Genomic DNA, 19248 nt, shown 5'->3' with positions numbered 1-19248 from the left:
TCTTTTTTTTTAATGCAATCTTTTTAATTATTTTAATAAAGAAACTATTTCTGTAAACTTTTTATCTTGAGCGTAATCTAAAGCAGTTTTACCGTCATTGTCTTTTATAGTAATATCTGCGCCATGGTCAAGTAATAATTTTACAATCTCAACTTTATCATATTGCGTAGCAAAAGTTAACGCTGTAGTGCCATTATTATTAACTTCATCTAAATTAGCTCCATTTTCAATTAAAAGTTTTGCAAATTCTACATTTCCTTTAAAACTAACACCTATTAACGCAGTGTTACCAGAAGCATCTTTGTCGTTTATTGGTGCATTATGTTTTATTAAAGTTTTAGTTGCAGCTTCGTTATCAAAATACGTTGCCAAAATTAATGGTGTAAATCCACGTTGGTCTTTAGCTTCTGCTAATTTTGGGTTTTCGGTTAAAAGTGTATTTAATGTTGCGTTATCTTTATTTCTAATACTATTAAATACTTTATCTATATTATCCATTTTTTTATGTTTTTAGAGCTTTAATAAGTTCATTTAAATGATTTTTTACAATAAAAAAGGAATGAATTTTAGGTAAAAAACATTCCTTTAAATTATATGTTAACCTGAATTATTTCACGTCAAAACGATCTAAATTCATCACTTTAGTCCAAGCTGCAACAAAATCTTTAACAAATCTGTCTTGACCATCACTTGCACCATAAACTTCAGCTATAGCTCTAAGCTCTGTATTTGATCCAAAAATTAAATCGGCTCTTGTGCCTTTAAATTTAAGTTCTCCTGTATTACGGTTTCTTCCTTCAAAATATCTATCGTCTTCAGATGTTGCTTTCCAAGTGTAAGTAAAATCTAATATATTTTTAAAGAAATCGTTAGTTAAGCTTCCAACGTTGTCTGTAAATACGCCATAATTAGAACCATCGTAATTAGCACCTAATACACGTAAACCACCAACTAAAACGGTTAATTCTGGTACCGAAAGTGTTAGTAAATTAGCTTTATCTACCAATAAATCTTCAGCAGCAATTTTTAAATTATCTTTAATATAGTTTCTAAAACCATCTGCTAATGGCTCTAAATATCCAAACTGCTCTATATCTGTTTGCTCTTGCGTAGCATCACCTCTACCTTGAGTAAATTCTACTGTATGATTGTATCCTGCATTTTTTAATCCTTTTTCTACGCCTACATTTCCTGCAAGTACTATTAAATCTGCTAAAGAAACTTCACCATTAAATTCATTTTTAATACCTTCTAAAACCGAAAGTACTTTATTTAATTCTTCTGGATTATTAACTTCCCAACTACGTTGTGGCTCTAAAGCAATACGTGCGCCATTTGCACCACCACGATTATCAGATCCTCTAAATGTTGAAGCTGAAGCCCAAGCTGTAGTTACTAATTGCGATACTGTTAAACCAGAGTCTGAAATTAAACCTTTTAATGTTTCAATATCGGTATCGCTTAAAGTATAATTTACAGTTGGAATTGGATCTTGCCATAACAACTCTTCTTGTGGTACTTCTGGTCCTAAATAACGCGATGTAGGCCCTAAATCACGATGTGTTAATTTGTACCAAGCACGTGCAAAAGCATCTTCAAAAGCTTTATGATCTGCATGAAAACGTTTAGAAATTTCTAAATATTTAGGATCTGTTTTTAAAGCGATATCTGCAGTCGTCATCATTAAATCTTGTCTTTTACTAGCGTCACCAGCCATAGGTGCTTGTCTAGCTTTAGAAGCTTCAGTTGGTTTCCATTGGTGTGCGCCTGCTGGACTTTTTGTTAACTCCCAATCGTAATTTAATAATACATCAAAATAATCTGCATCCCAACGTGTTGGATTTGGTGTCCACGCACCTTCAATACCACTAGTAATCGTATCATCTAAAACACCTGTACCGTAAGAATTTTTCCAACCAGTACTCATTTCTTCAATAGATGCACCATGTGGTTCTTTACCAACATATTTATTTGGATCTGCTGCTCCATGCGCTTTACCAAAAGTATGACCTCCAGCAACTAAAGCTACTGTTTCTTCATCGTCCATTGCCATTCTACCAAAAGTTTCGCGCACATCATGTGCAGAACCCATTGGATCTGGATTTCCGTTTGGTCCTTCTGGATTTACATATATCCAACCCATCATTACAGCTGCTAAAGGATCTTCTAAATCACCTTCTTTATATCTTTCTTCGTTTGCTCCCCATTCTGTTTCACTTCCCCAATAAATATCTTGCTCAGGCTCCCAAACATCTGCTCTACCTCCTGCGAAACCAAATGTTGGAAATCCCATAGACTCTAAGGCACAGTTTCCTGCTAAAATCATTAAATCTGCCCAAGAAATTTTGTTACCATATTTTTGTTTTATAGGCCATAATAATAAACGAGCCTTGTCTAAGTTACCGTTATCTGGCCAACTGTTAATTGGTGCAAAACGTTGGTTTCCTGCTCCTGCTCCACCACGACCATCTCCAACTCTATATGTTCCTGCACTATGCCAAGCCATACGTATCATTAATCCTCCATAATGCCCATAATCTGCAGGCCACCAATCTTGAGAGTCTGTCATAAAAGCTGTTAAGTCTTTTTTTAATGCATTATAATCTAAACTTTTAAAGGCCTCTGCATAATCAAAATCGTCTCCCATTGGGTTTGATTTTGATGCATTTTGACGTAAAATATTTAATTTTAATTCGTTTGGCCACCAGTCGCGATTTTTTACACCACCACCAGAAGTTTGTTTAACGGTTCCACTTAAAAAAGGACATTTAGCTGCACTTTCGTTAATATCGAAGTTTTTTCCTTGTGGAGCACTTGCATGAGGATTGTTTTCCATAATAATAAATTTTTAGTTTTTTAATTCGGAATAAAATTAATTATATATCCCCTAAAATTAAGATTTAAAAAATTGATTGTTACTATTTAATTATAGTTTTAGACTATTGTTTTTTAAAAACTAATAAATCTAAGTTATTAAAAATAAAAAAAGCCACTTCTAAATGAAGTGGCTTTTTTAAGCGTCTTAATAAATCCCTAGTAAATTAAGACTTAGGTAATAAAACTGTATCAATTACATGAATAACACCATTAGATTGATTAACATTAGCAATAGTTACCATTGCAGAATTTCCATTTGCATCTGAAATGTAAATGTCCTCTCCTTTTAACCAAACTGTAATAGTTCCTCCACTTACGGTTTTAATTTCGGCCTTTCCATTACCTCTTTTAATCATTTTTAAAACCTCTTTTGTATTCCATTTTCCTTCAACTACGTGGTATGTTAAAACAGTTTGTAATGCTTCTTTATTTTCTGGTTTTAGTAAAGTGTCTACTGTACCTTCTGGTAGTTTTGCGAATGCTTCGTTAGTTGGTGCAAAAACGGTAAAAGGTCCTTCTCCTGCTAACACATCTACCAATTCTGCAGCTTTTACAGCCGCAACCAATGTTGTATGATCTTCAGAATTTACAGCATTTTCGACAATGTTTTTAGAAGGATACATTGCTGCTCCACCAACCATTACGGTTTTTTCTTTCATCATTTTCTCTTTCTTCATTTTCTTAACAGCATCTTTTCTCATTACTTTTTCTTGTGCAAATACTCCAACAGTTATTAATAAAGAAAGTGCAAATATTCCAGTTTTTAAATAATTTTTGATTTTCATAATTTTTAGTTTTTAAGTTTTTTTTAAACTCTTAGTTGCTTTATAAACGTTGAAAATTCCTCTACGGTTTTTTTACTTATTGCCTTTAACAATTAATTAACTAAATTGACATATTGTAAATAAGGAAATCGTTTGTTAAAAAAATTAATACTTTGTTAAGTATATATTTATTTAAGAATGTCTACTTTTATCAAACCAAAAAAATATTAAAAATGGCAACAATAACATTAGGCGGAAAGCCAATTGAAACTTTAGGAAGCTTACCAAATATTGGAGAAAAAGCTCCTGATTTTACTTTGACATTAAGTGATTTATCTACAAAAAACTTATCTGATTTTAAAGGACATAAGGTTTTATTAAATATTTTCCCAAGTGTAGATACTGGAGTTTGCGCTCAATCTGCCAGATCGTTTAATAAAGAAGCTGCTGAAATGAATAATACTAAAGTATTATGTATTTCTAGAGATTTACCATTTGCACAAGCTCGTTTTTGCGCTGCCGAAGGTTTAGATAATGTATTAATGTTATCTGATTTTAAAGATGGAAGTTTTGGAAAAAATTATGGCTTAGAAGTTTCTTCTGGTTCGTTTGCAGGTTTACATTCTAGATGTGTAATTGTTTTAGACGAAAATGGTGTTGTAAAATATACAGAACAAGTTCCAGAAATTGGAGAAGAACCAAATTATAAAGCTTCTTTGTACGCCTTATTAGATGAGTAAAAAAAAAGACTCATTTGTTGTTAATAGAATTAAAAGCTTAGGTTACGCTTTTAAAGGCGCATACCTATTAATTACTACAGAAGCCAGTATAAAAGTGCAATTTTTTATTGGTGTTATAATGACTATTGCCGGAATTTACTTTAATCTTACCGCCACAGAATGGTGTATACAAATTTTGGTTATCGCTTTAATATTAGCAATTGAAGGTGTTAATACAGCTATTGAAGAAATAGCAAACTTTATACATCCAGACCATCATCCTAAAATAGGTTTAATTAAAGACATAGCCGCAGGTGCTGTTTTTATTGTTGCTATCGCAGCTATAATAATAGGTTGTATTATTTATTTACCAAAGATTTTTTAAAATAAAAGCAAATAAAATTTACGTTAATAAAATCTTTAATTACAGATTGTATTCATCAAAATAATAAATTGAATTTGTTTATTTTTACGCAATCTAAAATCCTAAAATGGCGAAAGCAAAATCTAAATCAAAAACTAAAGCAACTAAAAAAAAGTTTAGCATAAAAAAGCCTAACTTAAAGCTAACAAGTCAACAAAAATTAATTTTTGGCAGTCTTTTAGTGCTTTTAGGTGTTTTAATTTTTATTGCTTTTTTATCTTTTTTATTTACAGGTAAAGCAGACCAAAGTGTTTTAGGTGAGTTTCCATCTAGAGCAGTTGAAACAAAAAATTGGGCTAGCCAAAGCGGAGCTTGGATTAGTGATTTATTTATACAACGTGGATTTGGTATTGCTTCCTTTATTTTTTCTGGATTAATTTTTTTATCTGGAATATATATTCTTTTAGATTTAAAAAAGGAAAAACTTTTTAAGCATTGGTTTTGGGGAACCATTATAGTTATATGGACATCTACACTACTTGGCTTTTTAGCTCCACAAACTGGAGTTCTAAGCGGCACAATTGGTTTTGAGCTTAATATTTTTATTCAAGATTATATAGGTAAAATAGGTGTTGTTTTATTATTAATTTTTGGACTTATAACTTATTTAGCCATTAGATTTGGTTTTACTCCAGAACGTATTGCAGCATTATTTAAAAGTGCAAAAAAAGATATAAAATCTGAATTTGAAGACGCCTCAAAAGAAAGTAGTGTTCCTATTGATAATACTTTAACCGAAGAAGCTGAAGCTATAAAAACAGCTTTCGATGTTAAAGAAGAAACAGAACCAACTATATCAAATCATTCAAAAATTACCGAATTAGTTGTTGAAGAAAAAGAAAAACCATCAACTAATTTTGAAATAGAAATTGCTAAAGAAGAGGAAGAAGAAATAGAAATTAAAGTAGAAAAAGTTGTTGAAGAAAAATCTGAAATTGACAACCTTTCTGATAAACTAGTTGCCGACTTTGGACAATTTGATCCTACTCTAGAATTAAGCAATTATCAATTTCCTCCTTTAGATTTATTAAAAAAATATGATAACGAAGGCGTAACTATTAACCAAGAAGAACTTGAGGCAAACAAAAATAAAATTGTAGATACCTTAAATAATTATAAAATTGGTATTGCAAGTATTAAAGCCACTATTGGACCAACAGTTACACTTTACGAAATTGTACCAGAAGCTGGAATAAGAATTTCAAAAATTAAAAATTTAGAAGACGACATTGCGTTGTCACTATCAGCATTAGGTATTAGAATTATTGCTCCAATTCCAGGAAAAGGAACTATAGGTATAGAGGTACCAAATACAAATGCCACTATAGTATCTATGCGTTCTGTAATTGCATCTCAAAAATTTCAAAACACTAAAATGCATTTACCAATAGCTATTGGTAAAACCATTAGTAACGAGACTTTAGTAATAGATTTAGCAAAGATGCCACACCTATTAATGGCCGGTGCAACAGGTCAAGGAAAATCGGTTGGTTTAAATGCTGTATTAACTTCTTTACTTTACAAAAAACATCCTGCTGAAGTAAAATTTGTTTTAGTAGATCCTAAAAAAGTAGAACTTACTTTATTTAACAAAATAGAAAGACATTATTTAGCAAAACTTCCTGATGAAGCCGAAGCTATTATAACAGATAATACTAAAGTTATTAATACACTTAACTCTTTGTGTATTGAGATGGATAATCGCTACGAAATGCTTAAAAATGCATTATGTAGAAACATTGTAGAGTATAACAAAAAATTTAAAGATCGAAAATTAAACCCCAATGATGGTCATGCGTTTTTACCATATATAGTATTAGTTGTTGATGAGTTTGCAGATTTAATTATGACTGCAGGAAAAGAAGTTGAAACTCCTGTTGCACGTTTAGCACAACTTGCACGTGCTATTGGTATTCATTTAATTATTGCTACGCAACGTCCATCGGTTAATGTAATTACAGGTATTATAAAAGCAAACTTCCCAGCAAGAATAGCATTTAGAGTTTCTAGTAAAATAGATTCGCGCACCATTCTAGATGCTGGAGGAGCAGACCAACTTATAGGTCGTGGAGATATGCTATATACACAAGGTAACGACATGATTAGAATACAATGTGCCTTTGTAGATACGCCAGAAGTAGAAAAAATAGTAGATTTTATAGGTGCTCAAAAAGCTTATCCCGATGCTTATTTACTACCAGAATACGTTGGTGAAGAAGGTGGCACGAGTCTTGATATAGATATAGACGATAGAGATAAATTATTTAGGGATGCTGCCGAAATTATTGTAACAGCTCAACAAGGTTCAGCCTCTTTATTACAACGTAAATTAAAATTAGGTTATAATAGAGCAGGTAGAATTATAGATCAATTAGAAGCTGCTGGCATTGTTGGAGGTTTTGAAGGAAGTAAAGCAAGACAAGTTTTAGTACCAGATTTAATTGCTCTCGATCAATTATTAGAAAATGAAGGTCAATAAAATTTAAATTTTAAAAATGAAAAAAATATTATTAGTATTAGCATTAATTATTTCTAGTATAACATTTGCTCAAAATGATGCAAAAGCAAAAACACTTTTAAACGAAGTTTCTACAAAAGTTAAAAGTTATCAAAATATTGCTATAGATTTTAAATATGTTTTAGATAATGCATCAGAGAATATTAAGCAAGAGACGCGTGGTGATGTTATAATGCATGGTGACAAATACAAATTAAATATTCTTGGTGTAACAAGAATATTTGATGGAAAAAAACTATACACTATTAGTCCTGAAGACGAAGAAGTTACTATTTCTTCAGATAACGATGAAGATGAAAACACAATTACACCAAGTAAGATGTTATCATTTTACGAAAATGGTTTTACTTACAAAATGGATATTGTTCAAAATGTAAAAGGAAGAAAGATACAATATGTAAAACTAACGCCAATGGACTCTAATGCTAGTATGAAATATGTTCTTTTAGGAATAGACGCAGAGACAAAACATATTTATAACCTTATTGAAATAGGAAAAAACGGAACAAAAACAACACTTACTGTTAATTCTTTTAAAACAAACGAGCCTATATCGAAAACCTTGTTTACTTTTGACGAAAGTAAGTACAATGACTACTTCATCAATAAATTAGATTAATAGTATTAGTGAAAATATTAGATAGATACATATTAACTTCTTATCTAAAAACTTTTATCAGCGTGTTTATAATACTCATGCTGATTTTTGTATTACAAGCTATTTGGTTATATATTAAAGAATTAGCTGGTAAAGATTTAGATGTTATAACAGTTTTAAAATTTCTGTTTTACATTACTCCTACACTAATACCTTTAATTTTACCACTTACAATACTGCTAGCATCTATAATGGTTTTTGGAAATTTTGCCGAAAACTATGAGTTTGCAGCTATGAAATCTACAGGTATTTCATTGCAACGTGCCATGGCTAGTTTAAGTGTTTTTATAGTGTTTTTAAGTATACTAACCTTCTTTTTTAGTAATAACATTATTCCAAAGGCAGAATACGAAAGCTTTAATTTACGAAAAAATATTGCCAAAATGAAACCTGCAATGATGATTGCTAAAAGTCAATTTAATCAAATTGGTGATAATTTTAATATAAGAGTTGCAAACAAAACAGGTGATCGTGGTCAATTTTTAGAAGATGTAGTTATACACAGAGGGCAAGTTAAAAAACCAGGAAATTATGTTACAATAATTGCTGAAACAGGAGAATTAGTAAGCTCTGAAGACTCTGAAGTACTAAAACTAATCCTTTTTGATGGTTATTATTACGATGATACTCCACCAAATAAACATAAAGAAAAACAAAAAAAACCTTTTGTAAAAAGTATATTTAAAGAATATACAATGAATATAGATTTATCTCAACTCAATGCGGTAGATTTAAACGAAAAAAACACAGACAATAAGTATTCTATGCTTACTGTTAACGATTTAAAATACACCACAGATTCTTTAATAGTTGAACACAAAAAAGAATACGATAAATTTGGAACCACATTATATAATAGAACTAATGCTGCTACAATAAATATCTCTGTAGACACAAAAAAAGACACAACATATACTGGTAGCATTTTAGATTTATATAATACTAAACAAAAAGTACAATTATTAGACTATTCTATTAATTCTATAAATAGTACAAATCAAATAGTTGCTGCGATAGATTACAATTTTAAAGTAAAAACCATACTACTAAATAAACATATAATGGCTTTGCATGAAAAATTTGCATTAGCTATTGCTTGTATTATTCTATTTTTTGTTGGTGCTCCATTAGGTGCACTTATTAGAAAAGGAGGTTTAGGACTACCAATGGTTATTGCAATTGTTATATTTTTAAGCTATCACTTTATTGGAATTTTTGCAAAAAACAGTGCAAAAGATGGTACTTTTAATCCTGTTTTAGCCTCTTGGTTCTCCACATTAATTATGCTTCCTTTAAGTATCTATTTAACAAGTAGAGCTACTAAAGATCGTGGCCTTTTAGAAACCGATGGTATACTAGAGCCACTTAAAAAATTCTTTAAAATTAAAACTAAAAAAATAGAGTCTACAACAAAGGTTTTTAATGTAAATTCTAATGAATATATTTTGTTTAAAAATTTAGAAAACAATAAACTTATTGATATTGTTAGAGACTACAGAGATCACGATTACACAGTACAACATAAAAATACTGCTATTTCAGTATTAACTTCTAGAGGTATTACAAGACAGGAACTTAAAATGGCAGGCCATTTAAATAAAGATTTTTTAGAAGAAGCTAAGGCACTTAAAAACGCTTATGTAGAAGATTCTAAACTGGCATTTATAATGTACGCTATTGGTGTTGGCTTAATATTATTAGGAAGAATTTTAATTAATAATAATTTTCCTCTTATTGGAAATATACTTTTTGTTATTGGAATTATAGGATTTATAATTTTTCTATTTGCTTTAACACAATCATTTTCTAAGCATACAAATTTATATAAGCACTTAGACAAGAATAATGGAATAAACGGTATTTTATTTTATGTTTTTGGCCTTCCTTTATATTTTATAATCTTTTTTATTCAAAAATCTCAAATTAAAAAAGAATTACACGCAATAGAATTTGACACTAAAAATAACATTACAAAAGAAACAGATATTGAAACAGAAAATAAAATAATTAAAACTCCTCTTAATAAAGAGAGTAAGCTTTTAATTAAATTTTCTGTAAGCACTGTTATTCTAGCAATAGTAATGTTTGTACTTTACTTTGTATTTGCAAATAATAAATTACCACAGTATGCTTCTGCTGCAATACAATTAAGCTGTATATCATTAATAGTATCTCTTTTTTATTATATAAAATCTTCAAAAGTAAAAAAGGATAACATAAGTGTTTATTCAAAAAAAGAAAATAAATCTAAAGCTGTAGAAAAAACAGTTATACAACCGTTAAATAAGAGCTTTACTACACTTTCAATTTCAACAACAGTTTTAGCTGTAGTATTATGTATACTCTATTTTGTATTAAACAATAATAAACTACCTCAATTTGCTTCAGCTGCAATTCAACTAAGTATTATTTCTTTTATAGTAAGTATTTTTTACTTTATTAAAAGCAAAATAAAATAGTATAATTATTAAGTTATTTTTTATCTATTAAGAAATAGACAAATCAAATATCAATTCAAATAAAATAATCGTAAATAAGCAATATATTTGTTGCACAAAGCATAACTATGATTACTAAAACCGAACCTAAAGTGGAGTTTAAACTAAATACAATACAAGAGGCTATAAACGATATTAAAGCCGGTAAAATTATTATTGTTGTCGATGATGAAGACAGAGAAAACGAAGGTGATTTTTTAGCTGCTGCAGAGTTAGTTACTCCCGAAATGGTAAATTTTATGGCAACTCATGGAAGAGGTTTAATTTGCACACCTTTGACTGAGGAGCGTTGTAAAGATTTAGGTTTACATATGATGGTTACTAATAATACAGATCCTATGGAAACAGCGTTTACAGTTTCTGTAGATTTAAAAGGACAAGGTGTAACTACAGGTATTTCTGCAAGTGACCGCGCGTTAACAATAAAATCTTTAGTTAATAAAAACACAAAACCGTTTGATTTAGCAAGACCAGGACATATATTTCCTTTAGTAGCAAAAGAAGGTGGCGTATTACGTAGAACAGGACATACAGAAGCAGCTATAGATTTTGCTCGATTAGCAGGCTTAGAACCAGCTGGTGTTATTGTTGAAATTATGAACGAAGATGGCACAATGGCTCGTTTACCACAACTTGTTGAAGTTGCCAAAAAATTCGATTTAAAACTAGTTTCTATTGAAGATTTAGTTGCTTATAGAATGGATCATGATTCTTTAATAGAAAAGAAAGAAGATTTTAATATTGAAACTCGATTTGGGAGTTATAGATTACGTGCCTACCAACAAACAACTAACGACCAAGTACATATAGCACTTTCTAAAGGTACTTGGGCAACAAACGAACCAGTATTAACTCGTGTAAATTCAACATTAGTAAATAATGATATTTTAGGTACTTTAACTAATAACGCAGATAAAAAATTGGATGATATGTTTCGCGTTATTAACGAAGAAGGAAAAGGTGCTATTTTGTTTATAAATCAGCAATCGCAATCCTTAAATTTATTAAAACGTTTAAGTATTTTAAAAGAAAAACAAACTGAAGGACAAATTACAAAAGCACCAGCAATAGCTATGGACAGCAAAGATTTTGGCATTGGAGCACAAATTTTACATGATTTAAACATACATAAACTAAAATTAATCTCTAACTCGCAACAAACCAAACGTGTTGGGATGATTGGCTACGGATTAGAGATTGTAGATTACGTTAATTATTAATTACTCAGCATAAGTAACTTTTACGCTGCAAATACCAAAATCTGTTGTTCCCCAAGTAGAAGTTGGCCTCACTCTAATAATATATTGTCTGTTACTTCCAATTGTAAATGGCGTATTATGAGTTAATGTCATACCTGAACTTGAACCACCAAAGGTTGATGTAGTAAGCACCGAGCTAAATATTGATGCGGTTTGAAAACCAGATAATACCGCACATTCTAAGTTTACATTACTTGCATTACTTGAATCTCTTAAATAAAAAGTCATAGAAGTAACTGTAGCTCCTTGTGGTAAAGTTAAAGGTGCAATTAGAAAACCATTACTCGATGTTTTTTGGGCAAACGCACCAAAATTTACATAATTAACATGTGTAGAATACTGGTTAGATGTAAAAGCTACTGCAGGAATAATTATAGTTTTCTCACCATTTGCAGACACCGCACTATCTACATATTCTTTTACAGCCTGTTCAGTAGGTACTTTATTATCACTATTATCTGCAAATGTGCCATCCGTAGAAAACTCATTAATTCTTGTTCCGTTTTGTAGTCCTAATCCCAAATAAGAAAGTGTCATTAAATTTTCATAGCCTGTTGCTGTTGTTAAATCAGAATCGATTTCGAATCTTAAAAAATCATTTCGGTTTTCAATTTTATAGAAACTATGTGAACCTGTTTCAGCACCATTTCTAAACTCAATTTTAGATCTATCACTAAAAGAGGGAACCACGAGTTTGATACCTGCACTATCTGCATCATTAATTTCTAAAAGTTCGGTTGGAGCACTTGTACCAATACCTACATTTTTAGATATTACGTGTACATTATCTATTTCACTTTCCCAAGATTTATCTCCAGAAGTAATTGCATAAGGCACAGCTTTAAATTCTGTTGTTCCCATATCTACAAGCCCATCACCAATATTAATTAATACTTGTAAGAAATGAGAATCGCTTGCCCAATCTATAGTATTATAAGTAGGACTACCAGATGTTGGTGTTCCTTCTCCAATATTAACTATAATAATTCCATTATCATCTGTTGTAGGTGTATGGGTTTCTGAATATACATTAGTTTGCGCTACACCTTTTAAAATATTAAATTGTACTTGGATAAGGTCGTTAGAAATTAAAGTACCATTACCATCTTTTACTACTGCTTTATAATTAATACTTTGCGCGTGGGCAATCGAAAATAATGCTGAAAACCCAAATATTAATATAGTTGTTATTTTATATAAATAATTCATAATTGTAAGTTTTATTGTTTTTATTATTCTTTAATAATGCGCTTTATAGCCGTAGATAACTCTGTTTCTAATTTCAATATATAAACACCAGAAGGCAAACTACTTAATGATATTGTTAGAGGATTATTAACCTCCATAACTAGTTTACCTGTTATATCAAAAAGTTTAGCTAAGTGTATTGTTTTTTTAGATTGTATTGTTATAGAATCTTTAGTAGGATTAGGAAAAACTTTTGTTATTAAATCTATCTTTTCATCTTCTCCAACGCTTAAAGTATCAAACATTATTGAGGTTAATCCAGGTTCGTAACCTGCAAAATAGTCTTGTGTTGTTGTAGCGTCTATATTAGAATTATAGAAACTATCCAAAACACCTAATGCTCCTACAGCAACAGGATCTGTATTGTCTAAAAATGTCATTTCGCCTGTCATTGGCATATTTGTAACAGAAAAAGAAACCAAATCTATATGCTCACCACTTACATGAGAAATTAAAGATTGTCCTGGCGGATTGTTAAATTGAAAAACATCTCTACTTCCATCTCCCAAACCTTGACTTGTTAAAAAAGCTGCATCGTATTCTTGCAAACTCCAAACACGTCCAGGTAGCAAGCTATTAGCATTAATTAAATCTGCAGAACCAGCTGGCATTGTTAATGTAAAACCCATATCTGATGCGTCTGTACTTGCATCGAAATCTGGAATAGCTACAATTTTAAAATTATAATTATCTGTATTTACTATACCATAAGTATAGGATTGTGCATTACAAATCGAAAAAAATAGTAATGCTAAAATTGAGTAAAAAGTTTTCATGATTTTTGTTTTTATTGAATTGATTAATAGTATTTTTTGTTAATTAATTTCCCTCAGGAATTGTTGTATTTATTGTAAATGTTGGTGAGTTAAAACCATTCTCTGGATGCTGTAATACGTTATCTTTAATAATATTGCTATCGTTATCCGAGCCAGAAAAACGTCCACCTCCAGACATATCTACATCTATAAGTAAATAACCAACAGATGTATAGGTAGCAGAATTAAATCCATTTAATGGATCGTTTAATATTTCATCTTTAATAATATTTGCGTCGTTACCTGGACCAGAAAAACGTATTTCACCATTAGAATTAGTATCTCCTGCCCATAAGGCCAAATCACCATTTGATAAAACAATTTGAGCATTAGCACCATAAGTAGCTGTTGTGCTTGAGGTGAAGTTTATAGCTGTACCAGTTTCTGTAACAGAAACAGGATTTGCACTCATAACACCTAAGTGATTTCTATGTTTTAAAACGATATAATAATTGTTTGGAACAACACCTAAAGTTATATCCGAAACGCCATCTAATGCAACAACATCTCCATCACGTTGTAATAATGCAGATGTACCTTTTATTACATTAGAAACATCCATTTCATCTCTAAATTCTAACCAAACCCAATCTACTATATCATCTTCGAAAGCACCAAGACTAGATGTTCCTCCTAGGTTAAATACACTTATATCAACGGTTTTTCCATCTCCAAAAGGAGAAGCTATAGGTAATAAACCAAGATCTCTTAAATCATCATTCATCAATCCATTAGTTTCTGCATTTATTGCTGCTCCTTGCAAAAAGACTTTTGGGTTAATTTTAATTTTTATAAATCGAGATAAAAAACCTTCAGAAATTTTAATAGTTGCACTATTACGCTCTGCAACATTTACCTCTCCAATGGTATATATAATACTAACGTTTCCATTTGTTAAGTTTGCACCTCCACTATCGATACTAAATTTATCGATACTTTGAGCTGTACTAATTACATTGCAACTCAAAATGAGTAATACGAATAAAATTGACTTCATAATTTTAATTTTTAAATGATTATTATTTATAAGTTATAAATTGAAAATTGCCTTGAATTAAAGCACCTGCAGAGTTATAAAGGTAGACTAGCAAGTTATTATTAGAACTACTTACTCGAATATTGCTTATAGCAGAGCTGCTACTTGTAACATTAGTGGTGTAATGCGACCAAAAATAATTCTCTCCATAAATTGAAATTTCATATCTACTATAAGCTGCATCCCATACAACAGTAAAATTGTTAGAACCAGATGAAACTACACTAGAGCTTTGTACAAAACCATAAGCAACAGGACCAACCGCTGCGGTTGTTTGCACAGAAGTATCTTCAAATTGTATAGATTTAAATTTTGCTGAACCATCACTATTTATAGCAGCCACAATATTACTACCATTTTGCATTTCTATAAACTGAGAACCAGAAGTGGAACCAGCAGGAACAATAAGTTCTACTAAATCTTTTCCTGTAGGATGATCTTGTGTTTCAATTCGAACAGTATTATTTATGCCTATTGGTTGGAGTACTGAAAAAGTATTAAGTGGCGCATTAATTCCAATACCTACATTACCTTCACTATAAAAAGTATTATTATCATTAATATTCCAAATTGAATTTTCTACATCTTTAGCTACTAATGCATAAGGCACAGCATTAAATTGTGTTGTTCCTAAATCTACTAAACCAGATCCAGTATTTAACTGTACGTTAAGAAAATGTTCATCGTCTTGCCAATTTATAGTAGAAAAATTGTTTGCAGTGACACCTTCACCAATATTTACTATTATAATACCATTATCATCGGTATTAATTGTGTGGGTTTCTTGATAAACATTATTAGAAAGTGCTGCTCCTTCATATATTATAAACTGAATACTTACCGGTTGAGATTCCATTATATTACCAGAAGCATCTTTTATAACTGCTTTATAATTTATACTATTTTGAGTATAACCACTTAAGGCAAATAAAAGAGTAATTAATATTGTAAAAATAAAATTACTCTTAACTTTTTTTAGTTGCTGATTAGCGCCTGAATAATTCATAATTTTTGGTTTTTGTTGAAATGATTAATAGCTATTCATTTCTTATTTATGTCACAAAAACCAAAAGGTTAACATTTATATTAAAAAAAATAAAACAAAAAAAATCCCTTTTAAGCCAACGCCTAAAAGGGATTATATAATAATTTAAAATAATTTTATAATGAACTTAATATTGCTTCTTTCATTTTTCTTGCTCGACTTCTAACCTCTTCTTCTGTCCATGATAACTTGATAAGACAAGAAATATTTCTTCCAATATAGTGATCACTTTGAGTAAATGTTTTTTTACTAAGCAAGTTTAATGCGCCTTTAATATCTTTAGATAATGGATATAAAGATTTAGCGTCTTTTAAATGATTCCATTTTCTAACATAATGCCAATTATTATCAAAATAATTCCAACAAGCATCAACTCCGTGATCTTTAAAAGCTTCTATAGTTTTTCTTGCTATTTCTACATCTGGCATAAAGAAATTAAAAAAAGCATAGCTCTCCTCTCCTCCCTTAGGTACAGTTCTAAAGGTAACTTCTGGAATTTCAGATAACGTTTCCCTAAGTATTGTATAGTTTTTTTTCTGAACTTCTAAAAACTCTGGCAATCTCTTAATTTGAGCTAAACCAACAGCTGCATGTAATTCCGAAATTCTAAAATTATACCCTAAAAAAGGATGTGTTTCTGCACCTCTATCATTCCCTTCATGATCGTGGCCATGATCACTAAAATGGTCTGCATTTATGTAATATTCTTTATTGTTGGTTATTACTGCTCCTCCTTCTCCACAAGTAACGGTTTTTACAAAATCGAAAGAAAAACAACCTAAATCACCTATACTACCTAATGGTTTATCATTATATCGACCACCAATAGCTTGGCAAGCATCTTCTACTAATAATAAATTATGCTTTTTACAAACTTGTGAAAGTGCTGTCATATTTGCCATACTACCACACATTTGCACCACCATAACAGCTTTAGTTTTTGGAGTAATGGCCTTTTCTACAGCTTTAGCATCAAGACCTAAAGTATCATCTATATCAACTAAAACAGGTATTGCTCCAAGTAATAAAATGGCTTCAAAACTAGCTACAAAAGTAAAAGTTGGCATAATAACTTCATCTCCAGCACCAACTCCAGCACTTGCTAAAGCCACAGAAACTGCAGAGGTTCCATTAGACACCAATTGAGCGTAATCGCACTCTAACGAAGTTTTTAATTCCTCTTCAAGCTCTTTTGCTTTCCAATGCCCATTTCGCATTCCATCAAAACCATAACGCATTAAAACACCATTGTCTAATACATCTTGTAATTCCTCTCTTTCTAAATCTCCAAAGCGTTCAAATCCTGGCATATTTCTTTTTTTAATTCGGTCAAAAATAGTTGAATTAAAGCAAAAAAAAAAGCCTGCTAACTCAAAGTTTAAAAGGCTTTTAAATTTCTATAATACTTTCAATATCATTTAATAAATCCGTCTATAAATGCGAAATGCCTATCTGTTTCTCTTAAAAATGTATAGCCTGTTAATTCACCTATAACATCTAATTTATTATTTAAAACTACTAAATTGGGGTAACCTCCTTTTTTATTATATTTTTTTACTAATATTTTATTTTTCTTCTTTTGCTCTGGCGTTATAATATCTAAACGTCTTGGCATGTCTACCTTCAATAAAATAAAATTTTCTGCTTTTTTTTCAAAAGACTCAGTATTAAAAAAGTCTGTTTTAAGCATTTTACAAGGGCCGCACCAATCACTGCCAGTAAAATACATTAGTATAGGCTTATCTGATAGATTAGATTCTTTTTTTGCCTTTTCGAAATCTGTTAACCAATTAAGATTAGGGTAATCTTCATCTTGAGAAAATCCTTGAAAAGAAATACATATTAGGAATAAAAAAAATAAGTTTTTCATAAATACTTTTGAGACTTAAATATTACACTATAAATATACAATATACCAAGAATCTTGCCAAAAAAATGTATTATGTAAATAACACACTAGAGTTAATATCTTTACGTACTTTCTTAAGCTTAGACATAAAATCATTTTCAGCTCTATAACCTATTGGTAAAACTAAAACAGATTGTAATCCTTTAGATTTTAATTTTAAAATTTCATCATATTTACTAGGCTCAAAACCTTCCATTGGGCAAGCATCAATTTTTTCTAAAGCACAAACGGTTAATAAATTTCCTAATGCTAAATATGCTTGTTTTATACTCCATTCCTTAATTTCCTTTTCTGTTTTTCTTTCAAAATCATCAATTAAAAAATTTTTAAAAGGATTTAATATTTCATCTGGTGTATTACGAGTAGATTTTACTAATTTAAAATAGTTTTCTATAAATATCTTATCTATTATAGTTTCTATACAAATAACAAAAACGTGAGATGCTTGAGCAATCTGTTCTTGATTCATAGAATAACTTACTAAATCCTTTTGCAATTTTTTATTATCAATTACAACTAACTTAATAGGTTGCAGTCCATAAGAAGTTGCTGTTAAATTAAAGGCATTTAAAAGAATATCTAATTTTTCTTTAGAAACTATTTTATCTTCATCAAAAGATTTAGTTGCGTAGCGCCATTGTAAAGCTTCGATTACGTTCATATATTTATATAATAACTTTCTGCAAAAATAGAATTACATTCGCAATAAAGACAATAAAGTCTAATAAATTAAAATGATATAACTATAGATATGAAATCTAAAGAAGAATTAATAAAAGAATCTGAAACAAGAATATTTAAAGCAATTTTTCCAAATACAACTAATCACTATAATACTTTATTTGGAGGTACTGCTTTACACATGATGGATGAAGCTTCCTTTATTTGTGCCACAAGATTTAGTAGAAAAAAAGTAGTAACAATATCTACAGATAAAATAGATTTCGAAAAACCAATTCCAGAAGGAACAATTGTAGAATTAGTTGCAAGAATTTATAAAGTTGGAAACACAAGTTGCACCGTAAAAGTCGATATTTTTATGGAAAACATGTATAATTATAATAGAGAATTAACAGTCACAGGATACTTTAAGTTCGTGGCAGTCAACGAACAAATGAAACCTATCCCAATTTTAAATTAATTTTTTTAAAAAAATCATAAAATTTATTTGAAAAGAAAGAAAAAGGACACTATATTTGCACCCGCATTCAGGCAAATAGCTTGATGAGGCACTCAAGGAGAATTGGCAGAGTGGTCGAATGCGGCAGTCTTGAAAACTGTTGAGGGTCACACCTCCGGGGGTTCGAATCCCTCATTCTCCGCAACTAACCTCATAATCTTTTGATTATGAGGTTTTTGTTTTTAATTTCACAATATAAATCCTATTTATTTTTAATAATTAAACCACAATATTATCTTATTTATCGATTTGGTTTATTTAAAAAAACGTTTAATTATATAAAAAAAGCCTCGTAATT

At 30.2% G+C, this 19248-nt stretch carries 17 protein-coding genes and 1 tRNA gene; 8 read left to right on the top strand and 10 right to left on the bottom strand.

The features are described from left to right. Nucleotides 1–27 precede the first annotated feature (27 nt). The 3 genes from CLV86_RS00385 to CLV86_RS00375 form a co-directional block, all read right to left on the bottom strand. Nucleotides 28–498 carry an ankyrin repeat domain-containing protein gene (locus tag CLV86_RS00385; protein ID WP_076733388.1) on the bottom strand — a complete coding sequence of 157 codons (471 nt, stop codon included), beginning with the start codon at nucleotides 496–498 and terminating at the stop codon, nucleotides 28–30. 109 nt (nucleotides 499–607) lie between these two features. Next, on the bottom strand, nucleotides 608–2836 hold the full coding sequence (gene katG, locus CLV86_RS00380; protein WP_211330588.1) for a catalase/peroxidase HPI: 2229 nt from the start codon (nucleotides 2834–2836) through the stop codon (nucleotides 608–610). 205 nt (nucleotides 2837–3041) lie between these two features. Continuing rightward, nucleotides 3042–3662 carry a fasciclin domain-containing protein gene (locus CLV86_RS00375; RefSeq protein ID WP_121048290.1) on the bottom strand — a complete coding sequence of 207 codons (621 nt, stop codon included), beginning with the start codon at nucleotides 3660–3662 and terminating at the stop codon, nucleotides 3042–3044. A gap of 212 nt (nucleotides 3663–3874) precedes the next feature. On the opposite strand from CLV86_RS00375, the gene tpx reads away from it, so the two are divergent. The 6 genes from tpx (at nucleotide 3875) to ribB (ending at nucleotide 11678) form a co-directional block, all read left to right on the top strand. After that, on the top strand, nucleotides 3875–4381 hold the full coding sequence (gene tpx / locus CLV86_RS00370) for a thiol peroxidase (RefSeq protein ID WP_121048287.1): 507 nt from the start codon (nucleotides 3875–3877) through the stop codon (nucleotides 4379–4381). Next, nucleotides 4374–4745 carry a diacylglycerol kinase family protein gene (locus tag CLV86_RS00365; protein WP_076733390.1) on the top strand — a complete coding sequence of 124 codons (372 nt, stop codon included), beginning with the start codon at nucleotides 4374–4376 and terminating at the stop codon, nucleotides 4743–4745. Before tpx ends, CLV86_RS00365 begins: the two co-directional genes overlap by 8 nt. Nucleotides 4746–4851: 106 nt before the next feature. After that, nucleotides 4852–7263, top strand: a complete 2412-nt coding sequence (locus CLV86_RS00360) for an FtsK/SpoIIIE family DNA translocase (protein ID WP_121048284.1) — start codon at nucleotides 4852–4854, stop codon at nucleotides 7261–7263. Between the two features lie 16 nt (nucleotides 7264–7279). Then, nucleotides 7280–7921, top strand: coding sequence for an outer membrane lipoprotein periplasmic chaperone LolA1 (lolA1, locus tag CLV86_RS00355; protein ID WP_076733392.1), 642 nt, complete (start codon nucleotides 7280–7282; stop codon nucleotides 7919–7921). Between the two features lie 8 nt (nucleotides 7922–7929). Further along, a complete protein-coding gene (locus CLV86_RS00350) occupies nucleotides 7930–10419 on the top strand; it encodes an LptF/LptG family permease (RefSeq protein ID WP_282956971.1) in 2490 nt (829 codons plus the stop codon). Nucleotides 10420–10526: 107 nt separating this feature from the next. Beyond that, entirely contained in the window at nucleotides 10527–11678 is a 1152-nt protein-coding gene (gene ribB, locus CLV86_RS00345; RefSeq protein ID WP_076733393.1) for a 3,4-dihydroxy-2-butanone-4-phosphate synthase, read from the top strand. Here the strand turns inward: ribB and CLV86_RS00340 are convergent, their stop codons facing one another. The 7 genes from CLV86_RS00340 to CLV86_RS00310 all read right to left on the bottom strand — a co-directional run bounded on the left by CLV86_RS00340 (nucleotide 11679) and on the right by CLV86_RS00310 (nucleotide 18431). After that, entirely contained in the window at nucleotides 11679–12926 is a 1248-nt protein-coding gene (locus tag CLV86_RS00340) for a hypothetical protein (protein WP_121048282.1), read from the bottom strand. Between the two features lie 23 nt (nucleotides 12927–12949). After that, on the bottom strand, nucleotides 12950–13741 hold the full coding sequence (locus CLV86_RS00335; RefSeq protein ID WP_121048279.1) for a T9SS type A sorting domain-containing protein: 792 nt from the start codon (nucleotides 13739–13741) through the stop codon (nucleotides 12950–12952). A gap of 43 nt (nucleotides 13742–13784) precedes the next feature. After that, nucleotides 13785–14777 (bottom strand): hemagglutinin protein, encoded by a 993-nt coding sequence (locus CLV86_RS00330; protein WP_121048276.1) that lies wholly within the window; start codon nucleotides 14775–14777, stop codon nucleotides 13785–13787. A 22-nt stretch (nucleotides 14778–14799) separates the two neighbouring features. Beyond that, entirely contained in the window at nucleotides 14800–15822 is a 1023-nt protein-coding gene (locus CLV86_RS00325) for a hypothetical protein (protein ID WP_121048273.1), read from the bottom strand. 155 nt (nucleotides 15823–15977) lie between these two features. Further along, nucleotides 15978–17171: a DegT/DnrJ/EryC1/StrS family aminotransferase gene (locus CLV86_RS00320; protein ID WP_121048270.1), complete on the bottom strand. Its 1194-nt coding sequence runs from the start codon at nucleotides 17169–17171 to the stop codon at nucleotides 15978–15980. A gap of 104 nt (nucleotides 17172–17275) precedes the next feature. Further along, nucleotides 17276–17731, bottom strand: coding sequence for a thioredoxin family protein (locus CLV86_RS00315; RefSeq protein ID WP_076733399.1), 456 nt, complete (start codon nucleotides 17729–17731; stop codon nucleotides 17276–17278). Between the two features lie 70 nt (nucleotides 17732–17801). After that, nucleotides 17802–18431, bottom strand: a complete 630-nt coding sequence (locus CLV86_RS00310) for an NAD(P)H-dependent oxidoreductase (protein ID WP_076733400.1) — start codon at nucleotides 18429–18431, stop codon at nucleotides 17802–17804. Nucleotides 18432–18521: 90 nt separating this feature from the next. Here CLV86_RS00310 and CLV86_RS00305 point away from each other — a divergent pair, with 90 nt between their 5' ends. Then, nucleotides 18522–18911 carry an acyl-CoA thioesterase gene (locus CLV86_RS00305; RefSeq protein ID WP_076733401.1) on the top strand — a complete coding sequence of 130 codons (390 nt, stop codon included), beginning with the start codon at nucleotides 18522–18524 and terminating at the stop codon, nucleotides 18909–18911. A 96-nt stretch (nucleotides 18912–19007) separates the two neighbouring features. Continuing rightward, nucleotides 19008–19092, top strand: a tRNA-Ser gene (locus CLV86_RS00300). The last annotated feature ends 156 nt before the right edge of the window (nucleotides 19093–19248 follow it).

It is taken from the genome of Lacinutrix venerupis, from assembly GCF_003663945.1.
GTDB lineage: Bacteria > Bacteroidota > Bacteroidia > Flavobacteriales > Flavobacteriaceae > Lacinutrix > Lacinutrix venerupis.
Note: the sequence above shows the minus strand (reverse complement) of the source record. Positions and strands in the feature narration are given on the sequence as shown.